The organism is Gordonia sp. 34D (genome assembly GCF_056682775.1).
The window spans coordinates 3,064,271-3,088,997 of sequence record NZ_CM155293.1; the positions used below are offsets into that span (position 1 = coordinate 3,064,271).

21 protein-coding genes and 2 tRNA genes are annotated in these 24,727 nt (G+C 63.1%); 11 read left to right on the top strand and 12 right to left on the bottom strand.

Annotated features, from left to right (window positions below; translation table 11 throughout):
* Positions 1-2 precede the first annotated feature (2 nt).
* Genes AC1L34_RS14210 through pknB form a run of 6 tightly spaced genes read left to right on the top strand, consistent with a single transcriptional unit; the run spans position 3 to position 8,098 of the window.
* Positions 3-467 carry an FHA domain-containing protein FhaB/FipA gene (locus tag AC1L34_RS14210; RefSeq protein ID WP_424293516.1) on the top strand — a complete coding sequence of 155 codons (465 nt, stop codon included), beginning with the start codon at positions 3-5 and terminating at the stop codon, positions 465-467.
* Positions 464-1,927, top strand: coding sequence for a PP2C family protein-serine/threonine phosphatase (locus tag AC1L34_RS14215; RefSeq protein ID WP_424293515.1), 1,464 nt, complete (start codon positions 464-466; stop codon positions 1,925-1,927). Before AC1L34_RS14210 ends, AC1L34_RS14215 begins: the two co-directional genes overlap by 4 nt.
* On the top strand, positions 1,924-3,351 hold the full coding sequence (locus AC1L34_RS14220; RefSeq protein ID WP_424293514.1) for an FtsW/RodA/SpoVE family cell cycle protein: 1,428 nt from the start codon (positions 1,924-1,926) through the stop codon (positions 3,349-3,351). Before AC1L34_RS14215 ends, AC1L34_RS14220 begins: the two co-directional genes overlap by 4 nt.
* Entirely contained in the window at positions 3,348-4,853 is a 1,506-nt protein-coding gene (locus tag AC1L34_RS14225) for a peptidoglycan D,D-transpeptidase FtsI family protein (RefSeq protein WP_424293513.1), read from the top strand. The genes AC1L34_RS14220 and AC1L34_RS14225 overlap by 4 nt, the downstream gene beginning before the upstream one ends.
* Positions 4,850-6,169 (top strand): protein kinase domain-containing protein, encoded by a 1,320-nt coding sequence (locus tag AC1L34_RS14230; RefSeq protein ID WP_424293512.1) that lies wholly within the window; start codon positions 4,850-4,852, stop codon positions 6,167-6,169. The genes AC1L34_RS14225 and AC1L34_RS14230 overlap by 4 nt, the downstream gene beginning before the upstream one ends.
* A gap of 6 nt (positions 6,170-6,175) precedes the next feature.
* Entirely contained in the window at positions 6,176-8,098 is a 1,923-nt protein-coding gene (gene pknB, locus AC1L34_RS14235; protein WP_424293511.1) for a Stk1 family PASTA domain-containing Ser/Thr kinase, read from the top strand.
* A 7-nt stretch (positions 8,099-8,105) separates the two neighbouring features.
* Here pknB and AC1L34_RS14240 read toward each other — a convergent pair whose 3' ends face one another.
* On the bottom strand, positions 8,106-8,756 hold the full coding sequence (locus AC1L34_RS14240) for an aminodeoxychorismate/anthranilate synthase component II (RefSeq protein WP_424293510.1): 651 nt from the start codon (positions 8,754-8,756) through the stop codon (positions 8,106-8,108).
* Positions 8,757-8,811: 55 nt separating this feature from the next.
* Between AC1L34_RS14240 and crgA the strand changes: the two genes are divergently transcribed.
* Together crgA and AC1L34_RS14250 are read left to right on the top strand one after the other, a co-directional pair.
* Positions 8,812-9,090: a cell division protein CrgA gene (crgA, locus tag AC1L34_RS14245; RefSeq protein ID WP_424293509.1), complete on the top strand. Its 279-nt coding sequence runs from the start codon at positions 8,812-8,814 to the stop codon at positions 9,088-9,090.
* Positions 9,091-9,198: 108 nt separating this feature from the next.
* The gene (locus AC1L34_RS14250) at positions 9,199-9,624 is read left to right on the top strand and encodes a PH domain-containing protein (RefSeq protein WP_424322985.1); all 426 of its coding nucleotides are present in this window, start codon (positions 9,199-9,201) and stop codon (positions 9,622-9,624) included.
* 22 nt (positions 9,625-9,646) lie between these two features.
* Here AC1L34_RS14250 and AC1L34_RS14255 read toward each other — a convergent pair whose 3' ends face one another.
* Both AC1L34_RS14255 and AC1L34_RS14260 read right to left on the bottom strand, forming a co-directional pair.
* Entirely contained in the window at positions 9,647-10,396 is a 750-nt protein-coding gene (locus tag AC1L34_RS14255; protein ID WP_424293507.1) for a rhomboid family intramembrane serine protease, read from the bottom strand.
* A gap of 125 nt (positions 10,397-10,521) precedes the next feature.
* A complete protein-coding gene (locus AC1L34_RS14260) occupies positions 10,522-11,052 on the bottom strand; it encodes a peptidylprolyl isomerase (RefSeq protein WP_424293506.1) in 531 nt (176 codons plus the stop codon).
* A 95-nt stretch (positions 11,053-11,147) separates the two neighbouring features.
* Between AC1L34_RS14260 and AC1L34_RS14265 the strand changes: the two genes are divergently transcribed.
* Positions 11,148-11,300: a hypothetical protein gene (locus tag AC1L34_RS14265; RefSeq protein ID WP_424293505.1), complete on the top strand. Its 153-nt coding sequence runs from the start codon at positions 11,148-11,150 to the stop codon at positions 11,298-11,300.
* A 410-nt stretch (positions 11,301-11,710) separates the two neighbouring features.
* Entirely contained in the window at positions 11,711-12,112 is a 402-nt protein-coding gene (locus AC1L34_RS14270) for a DUF4190 domain-containing protein (RefSeq protein WP_424293504.1), read from the top strand.
* A gap of 20 nt (positions 12,113-12,132) precedes the next feature.
* On the opposite strand, the gene AC1L34_RS14275 is transcribed toward AC1L34_RS14270, so the two are convergent.
* Together AC1L34_RS14275 and AC1L34_RS14280 are read right to left on the bottom strand one after the other, a co-directional pair.
* A complete protein-coding gene (locus tag AC1L34_RS14275; protein ID WP_480034854.1) occupies positions 12,133-13,272 on the bottom strand; it encodes an alpha/beta hydrolase family protein in 1,140 nt (379 codons plus the stop codon).
* Positions 13,273-13,397: 125 nt separating this feature from the next.
* Positions 13,398-14,843 carry an FAD-dependent oxidoreductase gene (locus tag AC1L34_RS14280; protein ID WP_424322995.1) on the bottom strand — a complete coding sequence of 482 codons (1,446 nt, stop codon included), beginning with the start codon at positions 14,841-14,843 and terminating at the stop codon, positions 13,398-13,400.
* 235 nt (positions 14,844-15,078) lie between these two features.
* Here AC1L34_RS14280 and AC1L34_RS14285 point away from each other — a divergent pair, with 235 nt between their 5' ends.
* Positions 15,079-16,506, top strand: a complete 1,428-nt coding sequence (locus tag AC1L34_RS14285; protein WP_424293501.1) for an aldehyde dehydrogenase family protein — start codon at positions 15,079-15,081, stop codon at positions 16,504-16,506.
* Positions 16,507-16,612: 106 nt separating this feature from the next.
* Here the strand turns inward: AC1L34_RS14285 and AC1L34_RS14290 are convergent, their stop codons facing one another.
* From AC1L34_RS14290 to gyrB, 7 genes are all read right to left on the bottom strand, one after another.
* Positions 16,613-17,482: a universal stress protein gene (locus tag AC1L34_RS14290; RefSeq protein WP_480034855.1), complete on the bottom strand. Its 870-nt coding sequence runs from the start codon at positions 17,480-17,482 to the stop codon at positions 16,613-16,615.
* 126 nt (positions 17,483-17,608) lie between these two features.
* On the bottom strand, positions 17,609-18,595 hold the full coding sequence (locus AC1L34_RS14295; protein ID WP_424293655.1) for a diaminopimelate dehydrogenase: 987 nt from the start codon (positions 18,593-18,595) through the stop codon (positions 17,609-17,611).
* A gap of 95 nt (positions 18,596-18,690) precedes the next feature.
* Positions 18,691-18,763, bottom strand: a tRNA-Ala gene (locus tag AC1L34_RS14300).
* A gap of 27 nt (positions 18,764-18,790) precedes the next feature.
* Positions 18,791-18,867: transfer RNA gene (locus tag AC1L34_RS14305), tRNA-Ile, on the bottom strand.
* A 62-nt stretch (positions 18,868-18,929) separates the two neighbouring features.
* Positions 18,930-19,862 carry a DUF3566 domain-containing protein gene (locus AC1L34_RS14310; RefSeq protein WP_424297359.1) on the bottom strand — a complete coding sequence of 311 codons (933 nt, stop codon included), beginning with the start codon at positions 19,860-19,862 and terminating at the stop codon, positions 18,930-18,932.
* Between the two features lie 50 nt (positions 19,863-19,912).
* Positions 19,913-22,465, bottom strand: a complete 2,553-nt coding sequence (gyrA, locus tag AC1L34_RS14315) for a DNA gyrase subunit A (protein WP_424297357.1) — start codon at positions 22,463-22,465, stop codon at positions 19,913-19,915.
* Between the two features lie 73 nt (positions 22,466-22,538).
* On the bottom strand, positions 22,539-24,590 hold the full coding sequence (gene gyrB / locus AC1L34_RS14320; protein ID WP_424297355.1) for a DNA topoisomerase (ATP-hydrolyzing) subunit B: 2,052 nt from the start codon (positions 24,588-24,590) through the stop codon (positions 22,539-22,541).
* Positions 24,591-24,727: the final 137 nt, after the last annotated feature.

The following is a 24,727-nucleotide window of genomic DNA, read 5'->3' on the forward strand; positions in this document are numbered from 1 at the left end:
AGATGCAGGGCATCCTGCTGCAGGTGATCCGGTTCGGATTCCTCATCCTGCTTTGGCTTTTCGTGTACGCAATTATTCGGGCGATGCGCGCGGATCTTGCGGGCGCCGCAGGCACTCACATCCCTCGCGGATCGATCCGGTCAGATCGAAAGGAGCGCGCGGCACGCACCCGTGGAGCCGCCCGTTATCTAGTAGTGACGGCCGGTGCTTTGGCGAACACACGCATCACCCTCGGAACGCAACCGGTCTTGATTGGCCGGGCCGACGATTCCACGCTCGTCCTCACTGACGACTACGCCTCCGAACGCCATGCTCGTCTCTCACCTCGTGGCGATGATTGGTACGTCGAAGATCTTGGATCCACGAATGGGACCTACCTTGATCGTTCCAAAGTGACCACCGCCGTCCGCGCGCCGATCAACACCCCAATCCGGGTCGGCAAAACCGTGATTGAGTTACGCCCGTGACCCTTGTCCTGCGCTATATCGCGCGAAGTGACCGCGGCCTGGTCCGCTCCAATAATGAGGACTCCGTCTACGCCGGTGCGCGTCTGTTGGCGTTGGCCGACGGCATGGGCGGTCACGCGGCCGGCGAGGTCGCCAGCCAGTTGATGATTCAGGCCCTTCGTCCCCTCGACAACGACGAGCCCGGCGGCGACCTCCTTTCCGCCCTGGAAAGTGCGACGGCCGCAGGCAATGCGGCGATCGCGGAACAGGTAGCCAAGCAGCCGGAACTCGACGGCATGGGCACCACGCTGACCGCGATCCTGTTCGCTGGCAGTCGTCTCGGGTTGTGCCACGTTGGTGACTCCCGCGGCTACCTGTATCGCGACGGCCAGCTGACGCAGATCACGCGCGACGACACATTCGTCCAAAGTTTGGTCGACGAAGGCCGCATCACCGCCGAGCAGGCGCACACGCATCCGCAACGCTCACTCATCATGAAGGCACTCACCGGTCAGGAGGTTGAGCCGACACTGATTATGCGTGAGGCTCGTGCCGGCGACCGCTACCTTCTGTGCAGCGACGGTCTATCCGACGTCGTCAGCGAAGAAACCCTCGCTGACACCCTCGGATCCGTCGAAGACCACAAGGCTTGCGCCGACCGCCTAATTGAACTCGCCCTCCGCAGCGGTGGCCCCGACAACGTGACCGTCGTAGTCGCCGACGTCATCGACACTCAGTACGGCGATTCAACGCCCATCCTCGGAGGGGCCGCAGGAGACGACGACGCCGCCGGTTATGTCCCGAATCCGTCGACCGCCGCCGGCCGTGCCGCTGCCCTACGCGATCCGGCACCCGCCGTAACCCGCCCGACCATTCACCAGCCGCCGGAACCGGAAAAGAAAGCTAGCTGGCGCTGGCCACTAGTCATCATCGCCGTGCTGGCGATCATCGGTGTTCTCGTGGCTGCGGCTTTTATCGTGCGGTCGAAAGCGCTGGCCAGCACTTTTGTCACATCGGTGAACAACAACGTTGAAATTTACTCCGGCACACCCGACACCTTGCTGTTCTTCAACGTCGAGAAGCCAAACCAGAAGGTCTGTGTCGATGACCTGACGGTCGATACGCCGACAGTGTTCTTCACCGAGTTCGATTCCGCCGAATCGTGCACGCCGATGAACCTGAAAGACCTGACGCAGGCGAGCCGCAGCGCGGTGGTCGGAAACAGCATCAAGAACGACTCCCTGCAGTCCACCCAGGATCGCGTTCGGGCGCTGCAGTTCCTCCCGAAGTGCACGCCTCCGGCACCCGTCACTGACACCAAGCCCGAGCCGAAGCCGCAAACCTCGAGCCAGAAGCCTGAGCCGACGACCGCTCCCAGCGAAGTTGAGCGCTCGGAAACTGCCCGCATCGAAGCCTCCACCACCGCCAATGCACCGTCGACCGGCGCCGACGGGTATCCAATTTGCCGGGATGCTGGATGACGTCCGCCCCACCCGTTCACGCTCCACCGGCGGCACCGCCGAAGAGTGCAGGTCGCAAAACTGAAGCGGTCCTGCTCTCCTTCGCCGTCTTCGTCGTCTTCGCCGCGCTGCTCATTGTTCAGGCCGCGCAAGGCCAGACGCTAAGTTGGGATCTGGCCAAGTACCTGGCCGCCTTCATCGCGCTGTTCGGCGTTGCCCACGTGGCTGTGCGACTATTCGCGCCCTTTGCCGATCCGATTTTACTGCCGTGCGTAGCTCTATTGAACGGGCTGGGCTTGGTGATGATTCACCGGCTGGATCTGGGTTCCTCACGCAGCGATGAACTCGTCAAGTCCGACTCCGTGACCCACAACGCAGATCAACAACTCCTCTGGGCCTTCCTCGGAATCATCGCGTTTTGCCTAACCTTGGCATTCATCCGCGACCACCGCACCCTGTCGCGGTACGCATACACACTCGGCATCAGCGGCATCATTTTCCTGGCGATCCCGGCGATCCTGCCCGCGTCGATGGCCGAGGTTAACGGCTCCCGCAACTGGATCCGCCTACCCGGCTTCAGCATCCAGCCCGGCGAGTTCGCGAAGATCTTGATCATCATCTTCACCGCGGCCTTCCTCGTCTCGCGGCGCGACCTCTTCACGACGGCAGGTAAGCAGTTCGCCGGCATCGATTTTCCGAGGCTCCGCGACCTCGGTCCGCTGCTGGCGGCGTGGGTCATCGCAATCGGAGTCCTCGCCCTCGAGAACGACCTCGGTACGCCGCTGCTGATCTTCGCGACCGTCTTGACGATGCTGTACATCGCAACATCACGTGTCAGTTGGCTGATGCTTGGCGTCACCATGTTCGCGCTCGGCGCCACTGTGGCCTACCAACTCTTTGAACATCTGCGGATTCGCGTCGCGATTTGGAACGATCCGTTCGCGCAGTACGACACCTACGGCTACCAGATCGCGCAAAGCCTCTTTGGCTTCGCGACGGGCGGTATGTTCGGCACCGGTCTCGGCTCTGGACGCCCCAACATCGTGCCCTTCGCGAACACTGACTTCATCCTGACTTCGTTCGGCGAAGAGCTCGGCTTGGTTGGCCTCGGTGCCATCTTGATGCTGTATTTGGTCGTTACGATGCGCGGCCTGCGCACGGCTGTTGCGGTGCGCGACAGTTTCGGGAAACTCCTCGCCGCAGGCCTGAGCTTCACCATCATCTTCCAAGTGTTCGTCGTGTTCGGCGGTGTCTCGAAGCTCATTCCGCTGACCGGTTTGACGACGCCGTTCCTCGCGTACGGCGGTTCATCGCTGTTGGCGAACTACATTCTGCTGGCGCTCCTGCTCCGTATTTCGAACGCTGCGCGCGAGCCCGACAGCCCGCGGCCGAGGCAGGCGCCACCCGTCGACGCGATGTCGACCCAGGTGGTGAGACGACCATGAATCGTCCCATCCAGAAGGTCGCGATCTTTGTCATCATCATGGTTGTCGCGCTCCTTGCGAACGCCACCTACGTGCAGGTGTTCAAGGCCGACGAACTGCGGTCGGACACCCGCAACTCACGTGTCCTGCTCGATGAGTACGCGCGCCAGCGCGGCCTGATTGTCGCTGCCGACGGCACGGTCCTCGCCGAATCGGTCCCGACCGACAACCGGTACAAGTACCTGCGCCGGTACCCTACCGATCCAGCAGCGTTTGCCCCGGTCACCGGCTACTTCTCATTCGTGTACCGCGCAGACCGCGGTATCGAGCAGGCCGAGGACACCGTTTTGAACGGCAACGACGATCGGCTGTTCACGCAGCGCTTCATGGACATGTTTTCCGGTCGTGACCCGCGTGGCGGCAACGTGGTGACAACCATCGACCCGAAACTGCAGCAGGTCGCCTACCGCGAGCTCACCAACGCTGGCTGCGAAGGCCCCTGCCGCGGCGCAGTGGTCGCCCTGGAACCAAGTTCCGGAAAGATCCTCGCACTCGCGTCGACGCCAAGCTACAACCCCAACAAGCTCGCCTCGCAGGATTTCCAGCAGGCCGAAAAGGCGTGGGAAACATACACGAGCGACGGCAACGGTGATCCCATGACAAACCGCGCCCTCAACGCGCTGTACCCGCCCGGTTCGACATTCAAAGTTGTCACTACCGCGACCGCCCTGAAAGCAGGGCTCGGCCCGCAGACCCGATTGACGTCGGCGGCAACGATCACACTGCCCGGCAGCAGCGCCACCCTGTCGAACGACAGCGGCAGCACCTGCCCGGGTGCGGTCAACGGCACAGTTTCCCTGACCCAGGCATTCCAATACTCGTGCAATACCGCCTTCGCCCAACTGATGACCGAGAAGATGCCGAAAGACACGGCAATCGCCGACTTCACCGCAACTGCGAAGCTTTTCGGTGTCGGCGAGGATCCGCCAGGAGTCCCCATGACCGTCGCTAAGTCGACCGTCGGCGACATCGGTGACGATTTCGCCGCGCTCGGTCAATCCGCGATCGGTCAGCGAGACGTGCGCTTGACGGTGCTTGAGAACGCCCAGATTGCTGCGTCGGTGGCCAACGGTGGCGCCCGGATGAGCCCGTATCTGGTGGAGAAACTGCAGACTGCCGACCTTCGCACCATCTCGACGACGACACCGTCGACCCAATCGCGTCCGCTGACTGCCGAACAGGCCGACCAGATTACTGACATGATGGTGCGATCGGAGCAGAACACGGCGGGCGCGCAGGCAGGGATTGCCTCCAAGACCGGAACGGCAGAACACTCCAGCGTGACCGAAGGCGGCGAAACCCCGTACGCCTGGTACATCGCCTTCTCACCGAGATCAAACGCACGAATTGCGGTCGCAGTCATCATTGAAAATGGAAATAGGGGACAGAACTCGTACGGTGGCGTTGTCGCGGCACCAATCGGGCGCGCTGTCATCAACGCTTACGCGGGAGGTGCTCGATGAGCCTACAGAACGGCACCATCATCGCCGACCGGTACCGACTGGTCCGGTTGATCGCCACGGGCGGCATGGGTCAGGTGTGGGAAGCCCTCGACACGCGGCTGGGCCGTCGTGTCGCGGTCAAGGTCCTCAAGGCCGAGTACTCAAACGATTCAGAATTCCTGCGACGGTTCCGCACCGAAGCGCAAACCACCGCACGCCTGAATGATCCCGGCATCGCCAACGTCTTCGACTACGGCGAAACGCCCGACCGTAACGGCGGCGACCCACTCGCCTACCTGGTGATGGAACTCGTCGACGGTGAGCCGCTCAACTCGGTGATCACCCGCATGGGCTCGCTGTCGCTGACCCACACCCTCGACATGTTGGAGCAGACCGGTCGTGCGCTACAGGCTGCGCACACCGCGGGCCTCGTGCACCGCGACGTGAAGCCGGGGAACATCCTGATCACGCCGACCGGCCAGGTCAAGATCACCGACTTTGGCATCGCCAAGGCCGTCGATGCTGCCCCCGTCACCCAGACCGGCATGGTGATGGGCACCGCTCAGTACATTTCACCCGAGCAGGCGACCGGTGGCGAGGCAACCGCCGCATCGGACGTGTACTCACTCGGCGTGGTTGGCTATGAGGCCCTGACGGGTCGACGACCGTTCTTGGGCGACGGTGCCATCACCGTCGCGATGAAGCACATCCAGGAGCCTCCGCCGCCCCTGCCGCAGTCCATCCCGGCACCGGTTCGCGAACTTATCGACATCACGCTGTCGAAGGATCCGCTGCGCCGGTATGCGACGGGTGGCGAATTTGCCGACGCTGTCGCGGCCATCCGAGCGGGTAATCGACCGCCGACGCCACGTACGGCAGCGACCGCAGTCATCGCGCCGGCACCCGTCGGCGGAACCCGCGCAATGACCTCGCCAACGCCCGCGCCAGCATCGCGGCCGCAGCCGAGGACGGCACCGACCCCGGTCGCCGACGAAGGCTGGAGCACCACGCACAAGGTGCTTACCGCCGTCGCTGCGCTCCTGCTGCTGTCGGCCATCGCGCTCGTGGGTTACTGGATCACTTCCAGCCCCACGCCGCCCGCGGCACCGGCGACCTCTCACACCACGACTGTTACGCAAGAACCGGAGACCACGTCGCGGGACCGACCGTCCTCCACGACCACTTCGACGGAGGAGTCGACACCATCGGAATCCCCGTCGACAACCTCCGAGCGTCCGACAACATCCGAGGAGCCAACTACCTCGGAGACGACACCTCCTCGACTGCCCCAGTTGCCGTCCATCAACCTTCCGACCATCCCGGGCATCGGCCGGTGACCTGACATGAACGATCCCCACTACCTCTCGGAGCGGTACGAACTCGGCGAGACGCTGGGCTTCGGCGGCATGTCCGAAGTCCAGTTTGCGCGCGACCTGCTGCTCCATCGCGACGTCGCCATCAAAGTGCTGCGCCCGGACCTGGCACGCGATCCCATGTTCTACCTTCGGTTCCGACGCGAAGCGCAGAACGCCGCCAAGCTCAACCATCCGAGCATCGTGCAGGTTTTCGACACTGGCGAAGCGGAAACCGACGAGGGTCCGGTCCCGTTCATCGTGATGGAGTACGTGGAGGGCGACACCCTTCGCGATCTGCTCCGCGCCGCCGGACATATCGGCCAGAAGCAGGCCATGACGTGGATGGCCGACGTCGCGGCCGCGATGGATTTTTCGCACCGCAACGCCATCGTGCACCGCGACATGAAGCCTGCCAACGTGATGATCGATCACACCGGCGCGGTCAAGGTGATGGACTTCGGTATTGCCCGCGCAATGGACGACACCTCTGCCACCATGACCCAGACGTCGGCTGTCATGGGCACGGCGCAGTACCTGTCGCCCGAGCAGGCCCGCGGTATCAAGGTCGACCCACGCAGCGACATCTATTCGATGGGCTGCGTCCTATTTGAACTGGTCACCGGCGAGCCCCCATTCACCGGTGACTCGCCTATTGCCGTCGCCCACCAGCACGTTCACGAAGATCCGCGACGGCCGTCGTCGATCCGGTCGGAGATCACACCCGAACTCGATTCGGTGATCATGATGGCGATGAGCAAAAACCCGGCGAACCGCTACCAAACCGCCGGTGAGTTCCGCGCCGACCTCATCAAGGTGCTCGCAGGCGGTAAGCCGTCAGCACCCATGTTGCTGACCGACGAAGAACAGACCGCGCTCATCGAGTCGCCGCGGCTCACTGTCCGTAACGAGTCGCTGCCTAGTCGCCGTCGTATCTCCGCGATTGTCGGCGACACGGAAGAATCCGAGGGTGATGAAAGCGGACCCTTCCGTAAGCGTCGGACGCGTGCGGTGGTCGCGATAGCTGCCATCGCGCTCCTGCTCGTCGGCCTTTTCGCGTGGTCGCCGTGGTCGGGTTCCGAGCCAATGATCGCTGTGCCGACTGTTGCTGGCCTCACCGCCGACGCCGCCCAAGCCAACCTCGAGCAAGCTGGATTCACGGTGAAGCGCGTCGAGGAACCCAGCTCCGACATGGCAGCGGGCTTAGCGACCAGGTCGGTGCCGGGCGACGATGTTCCGACCCCCAAGGGTTCGGAAGTGACGCTCTATATCTCGTCCGGTGCCCAGCGATCGGAAATCCCGGACCTGCGCGGTAAGACTCCAACGGAGGCGAAGGACGCCCTGAAGGTGTTGGGCTTCGACGAAGTCCGCACCCAAGACACCGATTCCACCGCCAACCTCAAGGGCAAGGTAGTTCGTACCAACCCGCGTGTGGGAATTCCGGCCGCGGTCAATGCGCCCGTCATCTTGTACATCGGCACCGGGCCACGCGAGGTGACCCTCCCGGATCTGCAAGGTCAGACGCAGGATGCGGCCCGTACCGCACTTGAGCAGTTGAACTTGGAGATGACACCGGTCCAGGTGGATTCTGAGCTTCCCGCCGGGCAAGTTGTCAGTACTTCACCTAACCCGGGGACCACCGTAGAAGTGGGCTCCGTGATTCAGGTGCAGATTTCCCGCGGCAACATGTTTATCGTTCCCGATCTCAAAGGCATGACCCTCGACGACGCCCAGAAGTCGCTGGAAAGCGCGGGCTGGCAGCCGAACACCCTGAACTCAAGCGAACGCGGTGTTGGTCTCGCCAGTAAGGACGACGGCAAGATCGTGGCGCAAACACCAGCTGCTGGCAGCCGGTTGAAAAAGAATGCGTCGGTGTCGGTGGTCGTGGGTCGAGCCAGCCTGATTCCGGGCTAACCCGGTATCAGTTGTCGTTCGCCAGGGCTCGAGCCATCTGCGACTCGAGTTCTGCGATCGTCGGCTCTGGGACTTCGAGGCCGCACACGCGGAGCCAGTTGGCGAGCATCCGGTGACCGCCTTCAGTGAGGACGCTCTCCGGGTGGAACTGCACACCGTGGATCGGCAGATCCCGGTGCCGCATCGACATAATGATCCCGGATTCGGTTCGCCCGGTGACTTCTAGTTCGGCGGGCACCGAACCCGGCTCGATGGTCAGCGAGTGATATCGCGTGGCCGTGAATGGCTGCGGTAGTCCACTCAGTACGCCCGTGCCATCGTGGTTAACGAGTGAGGTTTTGCCGTGTAGCAATTCCGGTGCCCGGACCACATCGGCACCGAAGGCCTCGCCGATTGCCTGGTGCCCGAGGCACACGCCCAACAATGGCGTGCCTGCCTTGGCCGCAACCGACACAATTGGGACGGTCGCTCCGGCACGGTCTGGCGTGCCGGGTCCGGGGCTCAGGAGGATACCGTCGAATTCTGCGACCACCGACTCCAGATCGGTGAGTTTCTCGTCGTCGTTGCGCCAGACGACCGCCTCGACTCCCAGTTGGCCCAGGTACTGAACCAGGTTGTAGACGAAGCTGTCGTAGTTGTCGATGACGAGGATGCGCACGTCTTCCAGGTTAACGGGTTCCCCACCTGGGCATCGACTCAGATAACGTAGAGGCATGCCTAAGTCAAAAGTCCGGAAGAAGACCGACTACACGATCAACCCCGCCAGCCGCACCCCGGTGAAGGTGAAGGCTGGTCCGTCGGGGATCTGGTACCAGTCGGTGATGTTCGGCCTCATGCTGCTCGGCCTGGTTTGGCTCATCGTCTACTACCTCGGCGCATCGACCAGTAAGTACGCAGCCCTCGACTGGATGACCAACCTCGGTCCCTGGAATATGTTGATTGGTTTCGGCTTCATGGTGGTCGGCCTGTTGATGACTATGGGCTGGCGCTGACATCCTCTTCGGAAGAAAAGCCCTGGTGAGCTATCCACACGACGGAAACAACATGTGTGTAATTCATCCCCACTGTGGATAAGTCCTGTGGATAGAAATGACTTAGCTGTGCATAAAGAATGGGCGACGCCGCTTCCCGGAGCGATCGCCCTCGTTGGCGCTGGACTCATGCTCGCGGTGGCCGCTGCCGCGTCGTACACCGATCCCGCGGCAATGGTGTTTATCGGTATTGCCAGTATCGCGCTGATCGTGGCTGGCGTCGTATCACTGGTGCGACGCCCGCGGCTAGCCTTGCTCGACGGCCCGACGCTGGTTGTTAGTACGATTCGCGGCAAGCGGACCCTGGGAGTCGGCGACGTGGAGCGGATCTCCGTCCTGCGCTCGCGACGCATCGTGGGAAGCAGTGACCAACTGGTGATCGACCTGCACGACGATCGGCTTCTCGTGTTTGGGCGCTGGGATCTAGGCGAAAGTCCCGCCGCCGTCGTCGAGCGACTCCAGCTGGCGGGACTTCCCGTTGAAATAGCCGGTTGATCATGGCCGGCTGCGGCGAGCCCTAGGCGATGCTGGCCTCAACCGCGAACGAAGTGCCGATAATTAAGGCGATGACGGCAAGCGCCGCCAGTCCGTACCAGCCGATACGCGTCACACGCTGGTAGGTCTGCTTCTCTGGCGGCAACACCTTAATCGGTAGCCACAAGATCGCCATGGCGCTTGCGGCACCGAAGACCAAGCCACCCAAGTGCCCGAGCAGCGAGATGCCGGGGATGCTCACCGACATCACCACGTTCAAGACGATCACGGCAATCACCGTTGTCGCAGGCAGTTTCAAGCGCAAGACCACCACCAGGAGCGCCCCGAGCAAGCCGTAGATGGCACCGGAGGCTCCAGCGGTCAGGGTGGGGCCGGTCTGGAAAGCCATCACCGCGGCGCTGCCACCGAGCAAACCAACCATGTACACGGCAAGGTAGCGCGCCGAACCGAAAACCCGCTCGAGGTCGGCACCGACGAAGTACAACGACAGCATGTTGACGGCGACGTGAATCACTGACCAGTGCAGGAAACCGGAGGTCACCAGTCGCCAGTATTCGTTTTCGAAACCGGCGCCGCTGACCAATGCACCCTCGCGCATGATCGTCGAAGCCTGCAAATTGCTGACGCTGCCCGCCTGCAGCACGCACAGGACGAAGATGGCGACGTTAACGGCGATCAGACCGTAGGTGACGTAGGGGACGCGGTGTGCGGCACCGGTGTTGAGGGTTGGGGCCTTCGCGTTTACGCGAGTCTCCGAACGGCCCTCATTCACACAGTCGACGCAGTGCTGGCCAACCGCGGCCGGACGCAAGCACTCCGGACAAGCCGACCGCCCGCAGCGCGTGCAAGACAGCGCGGTCGGGCGGTCGGGATGCCGGTAACAGGTTTGGTTCAAGGTCAGCTGAGCTCGACGCTCTCGATAACAACTTCTTCGAGCGGACGGTCGCTGCGGTCGGTTGCCGTCTTGCCGATGGCGTCGACGACTGCCTGCGAAGCCGGATCCTTGACCTCACCAAAAATGGTGTGGCGACGGTTCAGGTGCGGGGTGGGGCCAACGGTGATGAAGAACTGCGAACCGTTGGTGCCGGGGCCGGCGTTTGCCATGGCCAACAGGTAAGGACGGTCGAACTGGAGTTCCGGGTGGAACTCGTCCTTGAACTGGTAGCCGGGGCCGCCGCGGCCGGTGCCGGTCGGGTCGCCGCCCTGCAGCATGAAGCCGTCGATGACGCGGTGGAACACGGCGCCGTCGTAGAACGGGCCACTCGACTCGCCCTTTGCATTCTTGGTCGAGTAATCCTTGGTGCCTTCGGCCAGGCCGACGAAGTTCTCGACGGTGACAGGCGCATGGTTTGGGAAGAGTTCAATGACGATGTCGCCGCGATTGGTGTGCAGGGTCGCGGTCTTCTTCTGCTCGCTCACACCCTCCATGAAACCATGATCTTGCCGACGACGGCGGCGTCACCGGCCAGCCAGCGCGTGTTTGTCGGTGGCGATGTGGGGGTGCCACCTGGCACGCTGGAATGATGCCGAACAAAATCTTGGTCGTTCTCGCGTCGATGTTGGCCGTCCTCGTCACCGCAATTGTGATGGTCCTGCGACGCTCGCGAACCGAGCATCCGCCGGTGTCTGCGACCGTGCCGCGCATCGAAGACGTGCGCGGCAACAGCGCCAGTTGATCGCCAACAGGTAATTTGTAGAAGTGACTTCCGACGATCCGCGCAGCCAGAGCCCCAGCGGCACCCCGAGCCAGGGTGCGCCGCGCCCCGCGCAGCAACCGGGCCGACCTGCCGCTCCGTGGGAAAGGTCAGCGTCGGCACCAACCGGCCGACCGCCAGCTGGCGCGAATCCCCCCGCTTCGATGCCGCCGGTCTCGAATTCCCCTGGGCGTCCCAATCCGGGGCGACCTGCGAGTGGCCCTCATCCGGCCCAACGCCCCGCACCGGGCGCCCCGAACCCGGTAGCACCCGGGCCGAATCGTCCCCCGCAAGGCAACCCGGGCCCGCAGCAGCCTGCCGCTAACCGCCCGATGCCCAACCGGCCCACACCGAACCCGCAGCGGAGTGGTTCGCCGGCTCCCGGCGTATCAGTGACCAAGCCAGAACCGGACAGGACGCTGGCGTACTCTGCCGTGCACGATGAGCAGAAGCCGATTTCTACCCCCGCGGCACCGGTTGCTCCCAAACCGGTCTCGAAACCAGCCGTTACTCCCGCCGCTAAGAAGGAAGAAAAGCCGGTGACCGCATCGTCCACCGCAGCCCGCCCCGTCGACGGCGAAATGAATTGGACCGCCGTGGTCGCATTCTTCCTCTCGGCAATCGGCTTGCTCTCACCAGTCGGAATCTGGCTCGGTTACCGCACCCGCCGCATAATCGACGCCAGTAAGGGCCAGTTGGGACGGGAGTTCGCCACCGCCGCCATCATCATCGGCTGGCTGTGGGTCGCGTTCGTCGTGCTCGGTTTGCTCGCCTACCTGTGGATTTTGATCTAACCGCTCTCGCTATTCACCGTTTACCTAAACGCCCGGGCAAAGAAGGCGTCAAAGGCCGCCCACTGTTCAGCGTTCATTTCGGTGTGGGAACCCTGCCCCAGCACCACCCGATAGTCCACCCGGTTTAGCGCGAAGTCGGCCACCAACTTGGCGTGCAGCGGCGATGGCACGGTGACATCGCGGGCGTTGAGCAGCAGCAGGATTGGTGCGTCGTAGCCGGTGACCGGGACCGCCATGTATCTGTTGAGTCGCGCCGGCAGTGGGCCAACACCGAGTGGTTTCGTGAAGACATCACCGAAGGCCATCGTTGGATCGTTGGGAGCACCGCACGTACCGTTGCCGACACCGTCGACCAACTTTCGGCCCAACGGCGTCAAATAGCTATTGACCTGCGCCTGCGGGTCCGTCTGGCGGAGCCCAGCCAAAGTGGCGAGCAAGAAGCCGTAGGTCTTGTTCAACGGCGCAGGAATCGCTGGAATGTACGGGCCAAGGAACGGCATCAACTTCTCGACATCCGATTCCGGGTCGACGGCGACGGTGCCGCGGAAGTCGAGGCCCAGGTGCTCGTATGCCTGCCGATGTCCGGTTGCCAGTGCAGCCTGCCCGCCCTGCGACGGTCCCATCACAGCCCACCGTTTGGACAACGTCGGCTCAATTGTCCGAGCGGCCCGCACCGCGTCGATGGTGGCGGTCGCTTCACTGCTCGTATTCAGATACGGGTGAACCCCAGTATTGAATCGACCCAATCCCACATAGTCGGTGGCGGCCACCGCGTACCCCGACCTCACCAGTCGCGTAATAAATTCGTTCGGTGCCGCATCCGGGGCGCTCTCGCCCCCGCAACCGGTGCCGTAGCCGGAGGTGCCATGGTCGTAGGCGACAACCGGCCACCCGCCTTTGGGTGCGGTGCCCGTCGGTACAAAGAGCGCACCACTCGTCGGTACGGCCTTGCCTTGCCCGTCGCGGGTCCAGTAGTCGAACGACCGTCCGTTCTCGAGGCCGCGCCACCCCGCGGGACGGTCAAACACCCCGATCACTGCGCCCGGTGCATTCACCGGTGCGGCGGTACTCGGACCTGCACCTACGACACCGGTCAACGCGCACGCGATGACCGTCAAAGCGGCCATCGCGCCGCGTCCAATCTGCCCCGGCTTCACCATGTCGCCCTCCGGTCCCGACCACTTGTGTCCACACTCCACCACTCCGAACTCGACACTAGGGCGACACCGTTCGAAGGACACCGGGTTCGGACTAATCGGCCAGTACTACTCGGGAATGAAGCCCTTCACTTGCGGGCCGCGGCCTGGCCAGCGCGCCGCCCAAAGAAGCTTCCGTCACCGAGCGAAGCACCGGAGGCGTAGCCACCCGCACACACACCCGATGTGCACCGGCCAGCCGCGTAGAGACCGGCGATCGGCTCACCCGAAACGTGCATCACCTCGCCGTCGACGCCGGTGCGCAGCCCACCCAAGGTGAAGCCACCGACCATGCCCCGCAGGTCGATCGCCGCAACCGGCGAGCCGATCGGTTTGACCCACTCTTGCTTCTTCCCAAACATTGGATCGGCACCACGCTCGGCATGCCGGTTGTACAAATCCACCGTCCCGACCAGGGCACCTTCGGGCAGGCCCATCTCCGATTCGAGTTCTTCCACCGTTTCGGCCACCCATTTCGGACGGTGCCGCAGCATCGGGGTCGAGGTCGGTCGCGTGAGGCCTTCCTCGTACGCGGCCTCGTCAATGATCAGGTAGCTCTGCGCCGCGTTCTCGTACAGGGCTGCCTGCCCAATCCGTCCCGGGTATGTGTCTTCGTTAATGAAGCGTTGGCCGCGCCCGTTCACCAGAATCCCGCGAATGAACAACTGCGGGTCGCAGAAGTACGCCACTTCGGCTGCGTCCATGTGCGCCAGATCCGCGCCGATCGCCTGCGCCATCTGTATGGCACGACCGTCGTGCTCCTCGATCGACGCCGCGGGCCGGTTCACCATCTTCGGCGCGTACGCCTCCAACATGGTGTTGTTGTAGGCGAAGCTGCCGGTGGCCAGGACTACGCCCCGCTTGGCGCGCACGGCAACCAGCTTCCCAAACTGTTTCGCAAGCACTCCGACGACGCGCTCACCGTCGACGATGAGGGATTGCACGCGCATGTCGTACGCCGACCGCACACCGAGCCGTGCCGCAGTATCGGTCAAGGGCTTCATCAGCATGTATCCGCCGCCACGTTCGGAACTGGTGTGCTTGTCTTGCATCTGCGGCACGTGCCCGCGCGGGGCCGCTGGAATGGTGTCGTGGAAGGGCGCGGCGTTCTCGCCACCGGTGTACTGCAGGCCGTCGTCGTATGGCGGTTCCCAGCCCGGCTCGCCCCAAAAGCTCATTTTGAACGGCACACCGCATTCGTCGGTCAGCCAGTGGTAGTGAGCGACGCTTCCTTCGCAGTAGGCGTCGATCTTCGCCTCATCGGTGCCCGGCCCCAACGCCGCCTTCATGAACGCCTTCATGGCATCGACGGTGTCGTCGAAACCGCAGGCTTGCTGCAGCGGCGTACCGCCGCCCATATAGATGAAGCCGCCCGCCATCGCAGCCGCACCGCCCCACCCGCCGGTCCGCTCAAGCACCAGGACGTCGGCTCCCGCTTGGGCCGCGCCGACCGCCGCGGCTGCACCAGCCACGCCGAAGCCAGCAACAACCACGTCGGCCTCATCGGCCCATTCGTCGATCTGCGCGACCGGGATGGGCCGGACACCGCTCCCCTCGACAGGTGTTGGCCCCTCGGTACGAGTTGGTTCAGCCAATGTAGTGGTCCTTCCGAGACTTCAGTGACGAGAGATTTCTCTCACACCATGTCAGACGCAGGTACTGTCACAGGCAGGGTGTTCCGCCCAGCGGGAGCCACGTCCCGAGCGATCAACATCGCCTGCATTTGGCGCTGTCCTCGATCGCCACGCATCGACAGAAGTGAGTTGGCCAATGACGGACTTGACGAAGTTTTACATCAATGGACAGTGGGTCGATCCCGTGGGCACGCCCACCATGCTCGACGTCATCAACCCAGCGAATGAACAGGTCGCAGGCACAGTCGCGCTCGGCTCCGCCGCCGACGTCGACGCCGCGGTCATTGCCGCGCGCCACGCATTTGAAGGCTGGTCCACCTCAAGCGTCGATGACCGCATTGCCCTCATCGGCGCAATCCTCGCCGAGTACCAGAGGCGGGCTCCGGAGCTTGCCGCCGCAGTCACCGAGGAGATGGGTGCCCCAGCGGGGCTTTCCGCCGCGGCACAGGTCCCCATCGGCATGGCGCACCTGGCTACTGCTGCTGAAGCCCTCAAGACGTTCTCCTTCTCCGAAGACCGCGGTTCGTCACGTGTCGTCAAGGAGCCGATTGGCGTCTGCGGTTTCATTACCCCCTGGAATTGGCCGCTGAACCAGGTGATGTGCAAGGTGGCACCCGCTCTCGCCACCGGCTGCACCATGGTCCTCAAGCCGAGTGAGGTAGCCCCGTTCTCGGCGGCCATTGTCGCGGAAATTTTCGACTCCGCTGGCGTTCCCGCCGGGGTGTTCAACCTCATCAACGGTGATGGCCCCGGCGTCGGCGCGGCCCTGTCGTCGCACCCGGACATCGACCTGATCTCGTTCACCGGCTCCACCCGCGCTGGCATCGAGGTTGCCAAGAGCGCCGCGCCGACCGTCAAACGTGTCGCACAGGAATTGGGTGGCAAGAGCCCCAATATCCTGCTCGACGACGATTCCCTCGCCGCTAACGTCGCCGCGGGTGTGGCATCGATGATGGTGAACTCGGGACAGTCGTGCAACGCACCCAGTCGCATGATCGTGCCATCGCACCGGCTCGACGAAGTGACGGCGGCGGCCACCGAAGCGGCATCGGCTATCACCGTCGGCGATCCGACCACCCGAGTTACGCTCGGACCGGTGGTCTCCGAACCCCAGTTCACCAAGATTCAGGGCCTCATCGAGCGCGCTATCGCCGACGGGGCAAATCCCATCGTGGGTGGTCCGGGCCGTCCCGAGGGTCTCGACGCTGGCTACTACGTGCGTCCCACGGTGTTCACCAATGTCACCAACGACATGGAGATCGCACAGACCGAGGTTTTCGGTCCCGTGCTGGTGGTGATTGGCTACGACTCGGTCGATGAGGCCATCAAGATCGGCAATGACACCGAGTACGGCCTGGCTGGTTACGTCTCCGGTGAGGACATCGAAGAGGTCCGTCGAATCGGTTCCAAGCTTCGTGCCGGTTCCGTGGCCCTGAATTCCGCGGGGCCCGACCCGGCTGTCCCGTTCGGCGGCTATAAGCGAAGTGGCAACGGCCGCGAGTGGGGTGATTACGCCTTCGACGAGTTCCTTGAGGTGAAATCGCTTCTCGGGTACGGCGCGTAGTCGTAGGTCAACAGCACAAATGCGAAGGAGCGCAACGCCGTGACGGCGTTGCGCTCCTTAGCGTTGCAAGTATTTCGCGTTGCGGGCGTTTCGCGAATCGGGAGGATCAGTGGTTCTGGACCACCATCACCGGGCACTGCGCCACGTGCAGAATGGCCTGGCTGGTGGAGCCCAGCGCGAGGCCGCGGAAGCCACCGTGTCCCCGCGTGCCGACCACGATCAGTCGTGCCGTCTCGGACAGTCCGCTGATGTACTCCGCCGGTGCATCAGTGGTGAGATCGATGTCGACCGCCACCTCTGGGTGACTCTCGGCGGCGTCGGCCACCTGGGATTCGATCACGACCTGGGCGTTGACCCGTAGATTCTCCAGAATCTGTCCGGAGTAGCCCTGGACTACCTCGTCGGTGAAACCACCGAAGGAATGAACCACCCGCAGCGGAGCTTTCATCGATGCTGCCGCGGCGAACGCCTGATCCAAGGCCCCGGTCGAGTCCACCGAACCGTCGACCCCGACAACCACGGGTCCGCTGTCACTGAACGCGCCTGTCGATACCACGACGACGGGGCACTCGGAGTGCGCCGCCAGATCAGTACTCACCGACCCCAGCAGCAGCCCGCGCACACCGCCCAGGCCGCGGCGACCGAGGACCAGCAGATGCGAGCGCGTCGACACGTCGCGCAGCACCAGGCTCGGCTTACCTTCGACGACCCGCTTGGTGACCGTCACGTCCGCGACGCTCAGAGCGAGCTCTTCGGCGGCCGAAGCCGTCGCCTCCGCCGCCTCTCGCGCTGCAGCCAACGCCGTCTTGTCCGACTGCATCGACAGCCGCCCAAACGCGGGCGAGGCCGACGAAAGCACGGTGACCACGTCTAGCTGTCGGCCGAACCGCTGCGCCGCTTTTGCCGCCCAGCGCACGGCTTCGAGTGCGTGACCCGATCCGTCTACCGCCACTGACACCGGTGAATTACTCGTCATCTGCCTCATCCTTCCGAATACGTTCTCACCGGCAACGCTTCCAGACTTTCGGTGCGCCGGATGGATCCCGCGGGAAGTCGAGGACCTTGGTCCCGGTGCCTCCTGTCACAGGCGGCAGCAGTCTCGCTACAGGTAGCCGGCGCGTAGTTCTTCTGCCGAGAGCGGCGACAGCAATCCGGGAGCGACGTCGTAGACGGTCTTGGCACCCACCTGGCCGGACTGGTTCATTCGGGCGGCGGCGCGCGCATACGCCACCAGCACGCTGGCGGTGAACTCCGGATTGGAGTCGAGGGTCAGGCTGTATTCGATGACTTGCTTGGCGCCTTGGGAGGTGGTGCCGCTACGAATCACGAAGCCCCCGTGCGGCATGCCCCGGTGGTCCCGGGCGAGTTCCTCGGCGGAAATGAAGTTGACGGTGGTGTCGTAGGGCTCGAAGTAGTCGGGCATGGTGACGATCGCCGTGCGTACGGCGTCGGCGTCGGCGCCGTCTTCGAGGACCACGAAGCATTCGCGGGTGTGTCGTTCGCGGGTCGAGAGCTCGGGGTTCTCCCCGGCCCGGACACGCTCGATCGCTGGCTCCGACGGCAGCGTGTACTGCACGCCCGCCGCGACGCCGGGGACACGACGCACGGCGTCCGAGTGGCCCTGGCTGAGGCCGCGGCCCCAGAAGGTGTAGGTGTTGCCTTGCGGGACGATCGCTTCGCCGAAGACTCGATTCAGCGAGAACAGGCCCGGATCCCAGCCTGTCGAGATGATGGCGGTGGTGCCCGCGGCCTTTGCTGCGGCGTCGACCGCTGCAAAGTGCTCGGGGATGCGTGCGTGATTGTCGTAGCTGTCGACGATGGAGCATCGGGCCGCCTGAGCCGGGCTCTGCTCCGGGAGGTCGCTGCGCGAGCCGCCACACAGAATGAGGACGTCGATGTCGTCGCGGTCGCGGTCGAGGTCTGCCATCGGGAACACCGAAGTCTGGTCGCCGACGGTTTCGACGCTCGCGGGATCGCGGCGAGTGAACACACCAACCAACGTCATGTCCGGGTTGAGGCCGATCGCGGTCTCAACTCCTCGGCCAAGATTCCCGTAGCCGACGATGCCGATGCGGATTGGGGTGTTCACGATTGCTGATTCCTTTACCGAGTTGGGGACCGATATTGCTGGCGCTACAACAGAACCCGGTAGGCGATCTCTCGCCTACCGGGTTCTGCAACTTGTGGAGCCTAGGAGATTCGAACTCCTGACATCTGCCTTGCAAAGGCAGCGCTCTACCAACTGAGCTAAGGCCCCGAGACCGGGTTACCGGTTATGAAATTTTGGTGGGCCTAGGAGGACTTGAACCTCCGACCTCTTCGTTATCAGCGAAGCGCTCTAACCGCCTGAGCTATAGGCCCTGAACCGAAATTGAAGATTACCCGAACTCTGCAGCATCTACAAAACGGCTGGTCAGAAGCCCTTAATCGAGATCAGCGAGAGTAACCTCGACGCCGCCAACCATATCAGCACAGACGTTGTAAACGTAAGCCGAGATGGTGGTGAGGGCTGTCAGGAGCACTGCGGCGACAACCCCGAAGAGTGCGCTAAACATGAACACTTGGCCGCCGCTGATCAAGTCCTGCCCGCTGGTGCTGCCGTCGCCGTTCACGATGGTGCCGAACGAGGAATTGATCTGATCCCAGATGCCCATGCCACCCAGTACGCCGTACAGAATTGCAACGGCAATCATCCAGACGAAGAAGCCGACAATCGACAGCACGCCGACGACCTTGAACACCGACCAGGGGTCCACGCGTCGGATTTGAACGGCCGCCCGCAACGGCACTCCCACCGATCGGGCAGGGATGGTTTGGCTCGACGCACGCGCCGCTGCTTGTTCCCTCGCCTGCTCGGTGTGGTGGATCGAGTCCAGGTCGGGCAGTTGGTCCTTCTTCGCGAGTTGCTCGCGCGGAATGTTGCGCGTGTCGGACTCCACGAACTGTGCGGGTTTGGCCATCGGTAGCGGCGGTGAGACCGGTACCGGCGGGGCGACAGCTTCAGGCTTAGCTGTGGGCTCCGGCTTTACCGGCGACACAGGCTTCTGGACAGGTATGGGACCCGACGGCGGTGATGATGGCCCAGTGGGTTTCTGAGCCGCCATTTTGGTTGTCGGGGCAGTCGTTGGCCGCGAATCGGATTCGGTCCCCATCGACGAATCTGACCTGTTCGGGTCACCCGAAACCACACCGCGGGGTGGCGGACCACCGGCGCGTTCTTCATTCAACACGCCGGCGGCCTTAGCCATTTCGCCAGCAGTCAGCCCGGTCGCGGCCGATTTTTCCGACCGTTTCCACGGCGGGACCACGGTCCCGCGTTCGACATTCTTGTCGTCCGGCTGCTTCGGTGTGCTCACAGGCAATTCCTCACTGAACGGATACTGGCCAACTCTAACTGTTGGTCGACCTACTTCTCGTCAGCCGCGCCCTCGTCGCCATCAACATTGTCATCGACAATGTCGCCCTCCACGACATCAATCTCGTCCTCATCGGGCTCATCTGCGTTACGTGCGATCGCGATCAGCTCGTCGCCATCCGACAGATTCATCAGGCGCACGCCCTTGGTCTGACGACCGGCCTTGCGGACCTGCTTGGCCTTGGTGCGAATAACACCGCCACCGGACGTGATCGCGTAGATCTCACTGTCGAGATCGACGACGAGTGCACCGACGAGATCGCCGCGCTTCGGGTCGTGCTGAATGGTCAGCACGCCCTTCCCGCCGCGGCCCTGAGCCGAGTACTCCTCGATGTCGGTCCGCTTGGCGTAGCCGCCCGACGTCGCGACGATCAGGAAGGTGTCGGGGCGCACCACCGTCAGGCTGAGCAGCTCGTCGTCCTGATTGAAACGCATACCCTGCACGCCCGAGGTCTGACGTCCCATGGGGCGCAATGTCTCGTCGTCGGCGGTGAAGCGGATCGACTGACCCTTCTTCGACACCAGCAGCAGATCGTCCTCGGCCGAGCAGAGGCGAGCACCGACAAGCTCATCGTCGCCGCGAAGGTTGATCGCGGCGATGCCACCGGCACGGTTGGAGTCGAAGGCGTCCAGACGCGACTTTTTGACCAGACCGTTGCGCGTTGCGAGCACCAGGTACGGCGCATCCTCGTAACCGGAAATGCGGATGACCTGCGCGATCCGCTCTTCTGGCTGGAAGGCCAACAGGTTCGCGACGTGCTGGCCGCGTGCGGTGCGGTTCGCTTCGGGAAGCTCGTACGCCTTGGCGCGGTACACGCGGCCCTTGGTTGTGAAGAACAGCAACCAGTCGTGCGTACTGGATACGAAGAAGTGGGCGACGATGTCGTCCTGCTTCAATCCGGCCCCCTGCACACCCTTGCCGCCGCGCTTTTGGCTGCGGTACAGGTCGGTCTTGGTGCGCTTGGCGTAGCCGGTTTCGGTGATGGTCACGACTACGTTTTCGCGGGCGATGAGATCTTCGTCGGTGACATCGCCCTCGGCGGGGATGATCCGGGTACGACGATCGTCGCCAAACTTGTCGACAACTTCCTTCAGCTCGTCGCGCACAATCGAACGCTGGCGCTCCGGGCTGTTCAAGATGTCGTTGTAGTCAGCGATCTGGACTTCAATTTCTTCCAGTTCGTCAACGATCTTCTGACGTTCCAGGGCGGCCAGTCGGCGCAGCTGCATCGCCAGAATCGCGTCGGCCTGAAGCTCGTCGACGTCGAGCAGGTCCATCAACCCGGTACGGGCGATGTCGACGGTCGCCGACCCGCGGATCAGGGCAATCACTTCGTCAAGCGCGTCGAGCGCCTTCACCAAACCGCGCAGAATGTGCGCGCGCTCTTCCGCCTTGCGCAACCGGTAGCGCGTCCGGCGCACGATGACCTCGATCTGGTGCGCCACGTAGTAGCGGATCATCTGATCCAGGCGCAGGGTGCGCGGCACACCGTCGACGATCGACAGCATGTTGGCGCCGAAGTTGGTCTGCAGCTGGCTGTGCTTGTAGAGGTTATTCAGCACCACGCGAGCCACGCCGTCGCGACGCAGCGTCACCACAATTCTCAGGCCGACTCGGTCGGACGACTGGTCTTCGATCTTGCTGATGCCCTTGAGGCGACCGTCGTTGACCTGCTCGGCGATCGACGAGATCAGGTTGTCGGGGTTCACCTGGAACGGGAGTTCCGTGACGACAAGCTGCGTGGTGCCCTTGACCTCTTCGATTTCCACGACACTGCGCATGCGGATGCTGCCGCGACCGGTCATGTAGGCGTCGCGAATACCCTGGCTGCCAACAATCAGCGCGGCCGTCGGGAAGTCCGGGCCCTTCACCGCTTCCATGCAGGCGGCGAGGGTGGTTTCCTGGTCGGCATCCGGGTTCTCCAATGCCCAGAACACCGCGTCGGCGACCTCACCGAGATTGTGCGGCGGAATGTTCGTCGCCATACCAACGGCAATACCGCTGGAACCATTGATCAGCAGGTTGGGGATGCGCGCCGGTAGGACCGTCGGCTCCTGCGCCTTGCCGTCGTAGTTCGGAACAAAGTCGACGGTCTCTTCGGTGATATCCCGGAGCATTTCCATCGCCATCGGCGTCAGGCGGGCTTCGGTGTAACGCATGGCGGCTGCGCCGTCATTACCGCGGGAACCGAAGTTACCCTGGCCATCGACCAGCGGGTATCGCATCGACCACGGCTGCGCCAAGCGAACCAGCGCATCGTAAATCGAGGAATCGCCGTGGGGGTGGTAATTACCCATGGTCTCCGAGACCGGGCGCGCAGACTTCACATAGCCGCGCTCGGGACGGAATCCGGCGTCGAACGATGCGTACAGCAGACGACGGTGCACCGGCTTGAGGCCATCGCGAACCTCCGGCAGCGCACGTCCGACGATCACGCTCATCGCGTAGTCGATGTAGCTGTTCTGCATCTCCTGCCCGAGATCTACAGGCTCGATGCGATCGCCATCAGTGTTCTCATCTGGCAGATCAGTTTCGTCGCTCATGAATCACTTCCTGCGGCGATGCCGCGAAATCTGAAGGGTCTTGCGGCACACGCCGCAGCTGGCTTGGCCGGAATTACACGTCGAGGAAACGAACGTCCTTGGCATTGCGCGCGATAAACGAACGACGTGCAGGCACGTCTTCGCCCATCAGGATCGAGAAAAGTTCGTCGGCACCGGCGGCGTCGTCGAGGGTGACCTGCTTGAGGATGCGCACGTCCGGATCCATGGTGGTTTCCCACAGTTCGCTGGCGTTCATCTCGCCGAGGCCCTTGTAACGCTGGATGCCGTCATCCATGTTGATCTTCTTGCCTGCGTCCTTGCCCGCCTGCAGCAGAACATCGCGCTCACGGTCGCTGTAGGCGAACTCGGGCTCGGCACCCTTCTGCCACTTGAGCTTGTACAGCGGCGGCATAGCCATGAAAACGTGCCCCTGCTCAATCAGCGGCCGCATGAAGCGGAACAGCAGCGTGAGCAGCAGCGTGGCAATGTGCTGACCGTCGACGTCGGCGTCGGCCATGAGCACGATCTTGTGGTATCGCAGCTTGCTGATGTCGAACTCGTCGTGGATACCGGTACCGAACGCCGTGATGATCGACTGAACTTCGGCGTTCTTCAGCACGCGGTCAATACGTGCCTTCTCGACGTTGATGATCTTGCCTCGCAGCGGCAAGATCGCCTGGTACATGGAGTCTCGGCCCGATTTGGCGGAGCCGCCTGCCGAGTCGCCCTCCACGATGTAGACCTCGCACTTGACCGGATCGTTAGAGCGGCAGTCGGCGAGCTTGCCTGGCAGGCCACCGATGTCGGTTGCCGTCTTGCGACGCACCAGTTCACGAGCGCGACGGGCGGCCAAACGTGCCTGCTGCGAGTCGGCGGCCTTGCGAATGATGGTCTTCGCTTCGGCCGGGTTGGCGTCGAACCACATCGCCAAGTGCTCGTTGCATGCCTTCTGCACGAAGCTCTTGACCTCAGTGTTTCCGAGCTTGGTCTTGGTCTGCCCCTCGAACTGCGGGTCGGCGACCTTCACCGAGATGACCGCTGCCAACCCTTCGCGGATATCGTCACCGGAAAGCTTGCCGTCCTTCTCCTTGAGCAGCTTCTTATCGAGCGCATAGCGGTTGACGGTGCTGGTCAAAGCAGCGCGGAAGCCTTCTTCGTGGGTGCCACCCTCGGCGGTGTTGATCGTGTTGGCGAAGGTGTGCACGGACTCGGCATAACCCTCATTCCACTGCATCGCGATCTCGACCTCGTGGCCGGTGCCCTTCGCAGTGAATCCGATGACCGTCTTGTGAATCGGCGACTTGGCACGCGAGTTCAGGTGCTTGATGTAGTCGACGAGACCGTCCGGGTAGTGATACGTCCGGGTCTTGACCTTGGCGACGGCCTTCTTGATCTCTTCCTCAGACCGGATCGAGGCGTCGTCTTCCGCGCCTTCGACCTCGGCTTCGAGATCAGCTTCCTGGATGCGTTCGTCAGTCAGCGTGATGGTCAGGCCCTTATTCAGGAAGGCCATTTCCTGCAGGCGACGCGCGATCGTCTCGATGTTGTATTCGACGGTCTCGAAGATTTCCGGGTCCGACCAGAAACGGACTGTCGTACCCGTGCGGTCACTGGGACCCACCTCCGACAGCGGGCCGGGCTTCGCGTAGTCGTACTTCTGGAACCATTCGCTGCCGTTGCGGTCGATGACGAGTTCGACCTTGGTCGAGAGCGCGTTGACGACGGAAATACCGACTCCGTGCAGGCCACCGGAAACCGCGTACGAGTCCGAGTCGAACTTACCGCCGGCGTGCAGCTGGGTCATGATGACCTCGACGGCCGGTACACCGGTGGCGTGCATGCCGACCGGCATGCCTCGGCCGTCGTCGACGACCTCGATGCCGCCGTCTGCCAACAGGGTGACGTCGACGCGGGTGGCGTAGCCGGCCATTGCCTCATCGACAGAGTTATCGACGACTTCCCAGATCAGGTGATGCAGTCCTCGTTCACCGGTGGAACCGATGTACATGCCGGGACGCTTACGAACTGCTTCCAGACCCTCGAGAATGCTGATCGAATCGGCACCGTATTCGGCTGGCTTCGATTTGCCTGACTTTTTAGGTGCGTTGCCGCTGGTGTCTGTCACGGAGGGTCAACTCCCATTCTGGTAGAGGACAGTTACCGTTCAGTGTACTGGGTAGGGAACTCACAACGTCGCTTACCACGCCCTAAAAGGGACGGAGAACGACGAATTTCGCCTCCGGTGGGACCGATCATGCGTTT

Bases quoted from the DNA above. Each gene is read 5' to 3' on its own strand.
- crgA (WP_424293509.1), top strand. From the start codon at position 8,812: ATGCCTAAGTCAAAAGTCCGGAAGAAGACCGACTACACGATCAACCCC.
- AC1L34_RS14285 (WP_424293501.1), top strand. From the start codon at position 15,079: ATGACGGACTTGACGAAGTTTTACATCAATGGACAGTGGGTCGATCCC.
- AC1L34_RS14230 (WP_424293512.1), top strand. From the start codon at position 4,850: ATGAGCCTACAGAACGGCACCATCATCGCCGACCGGTACCGACTGGTC.
- AC1L34_RS14265 (WP_424293505.1), top strand. From the start codon at position 11,148: ATGCCGAACAAAATCTTGGTCGTTCTCGCGTCGATGTTGGCCGTCCTC.
- AC1L34_RS14210 (WP_424293516.1), top strand. From the start codon at position 3: ATGCAGGGCATCCTGCTGCAGGTGATCCGGTTCGGATTCCTCATCCTG.
- AC1L34_RS14290 (WP_480034855.1), bottom strand. From the start codon at position 17,482: ATGACGAGTAATTCACCGGTGTCAGTGGCGGTAGACGGATCGGGTCAC.
- pknB (WP_424293511.1), top strand. From the start codon at position 6,176: ATGAACGATCCCCACTACCTCTCGGAGCGGTACGAACTCGGCGAGACG.
- AC1L34_RS14260 (WP_424293506.1), bottom strand. From the start codon at position 11,052: ATGGAGGGTGTGAGCGAGCAGAAGAAGACCGCGACCCTGCACACCAAT.
- AC1L34_RS14225 (WP_424293513.1), top strand. From the start codon at position 3,348: ATGAATCGTCCCATCCAGAAGGTCGCGATCTTTGTCATCATCATGGTT.
- gyrA (WP_424297357.1), bottom strand. From the start codon at position 22,465: ATGAGCGACGAAACTGATCTGCCAGATGAGAACACTGATGGCGATCGC.
- AC1L34_RS14275 (WP_480034854.1), bottom strand. From the start codon at position 13,272: ATGGTGAAGCCGGGGCAGATTGGACGCGGCGCGATGGCCGCTTTGACG.
- AC1L34_RS14220 (WP_424293514.1), top strand. From the start codon at position 1,924: ATGACGTCCGCCCCACCCGTTCACGCTCCACCGGCGGCACCGCCGAAG.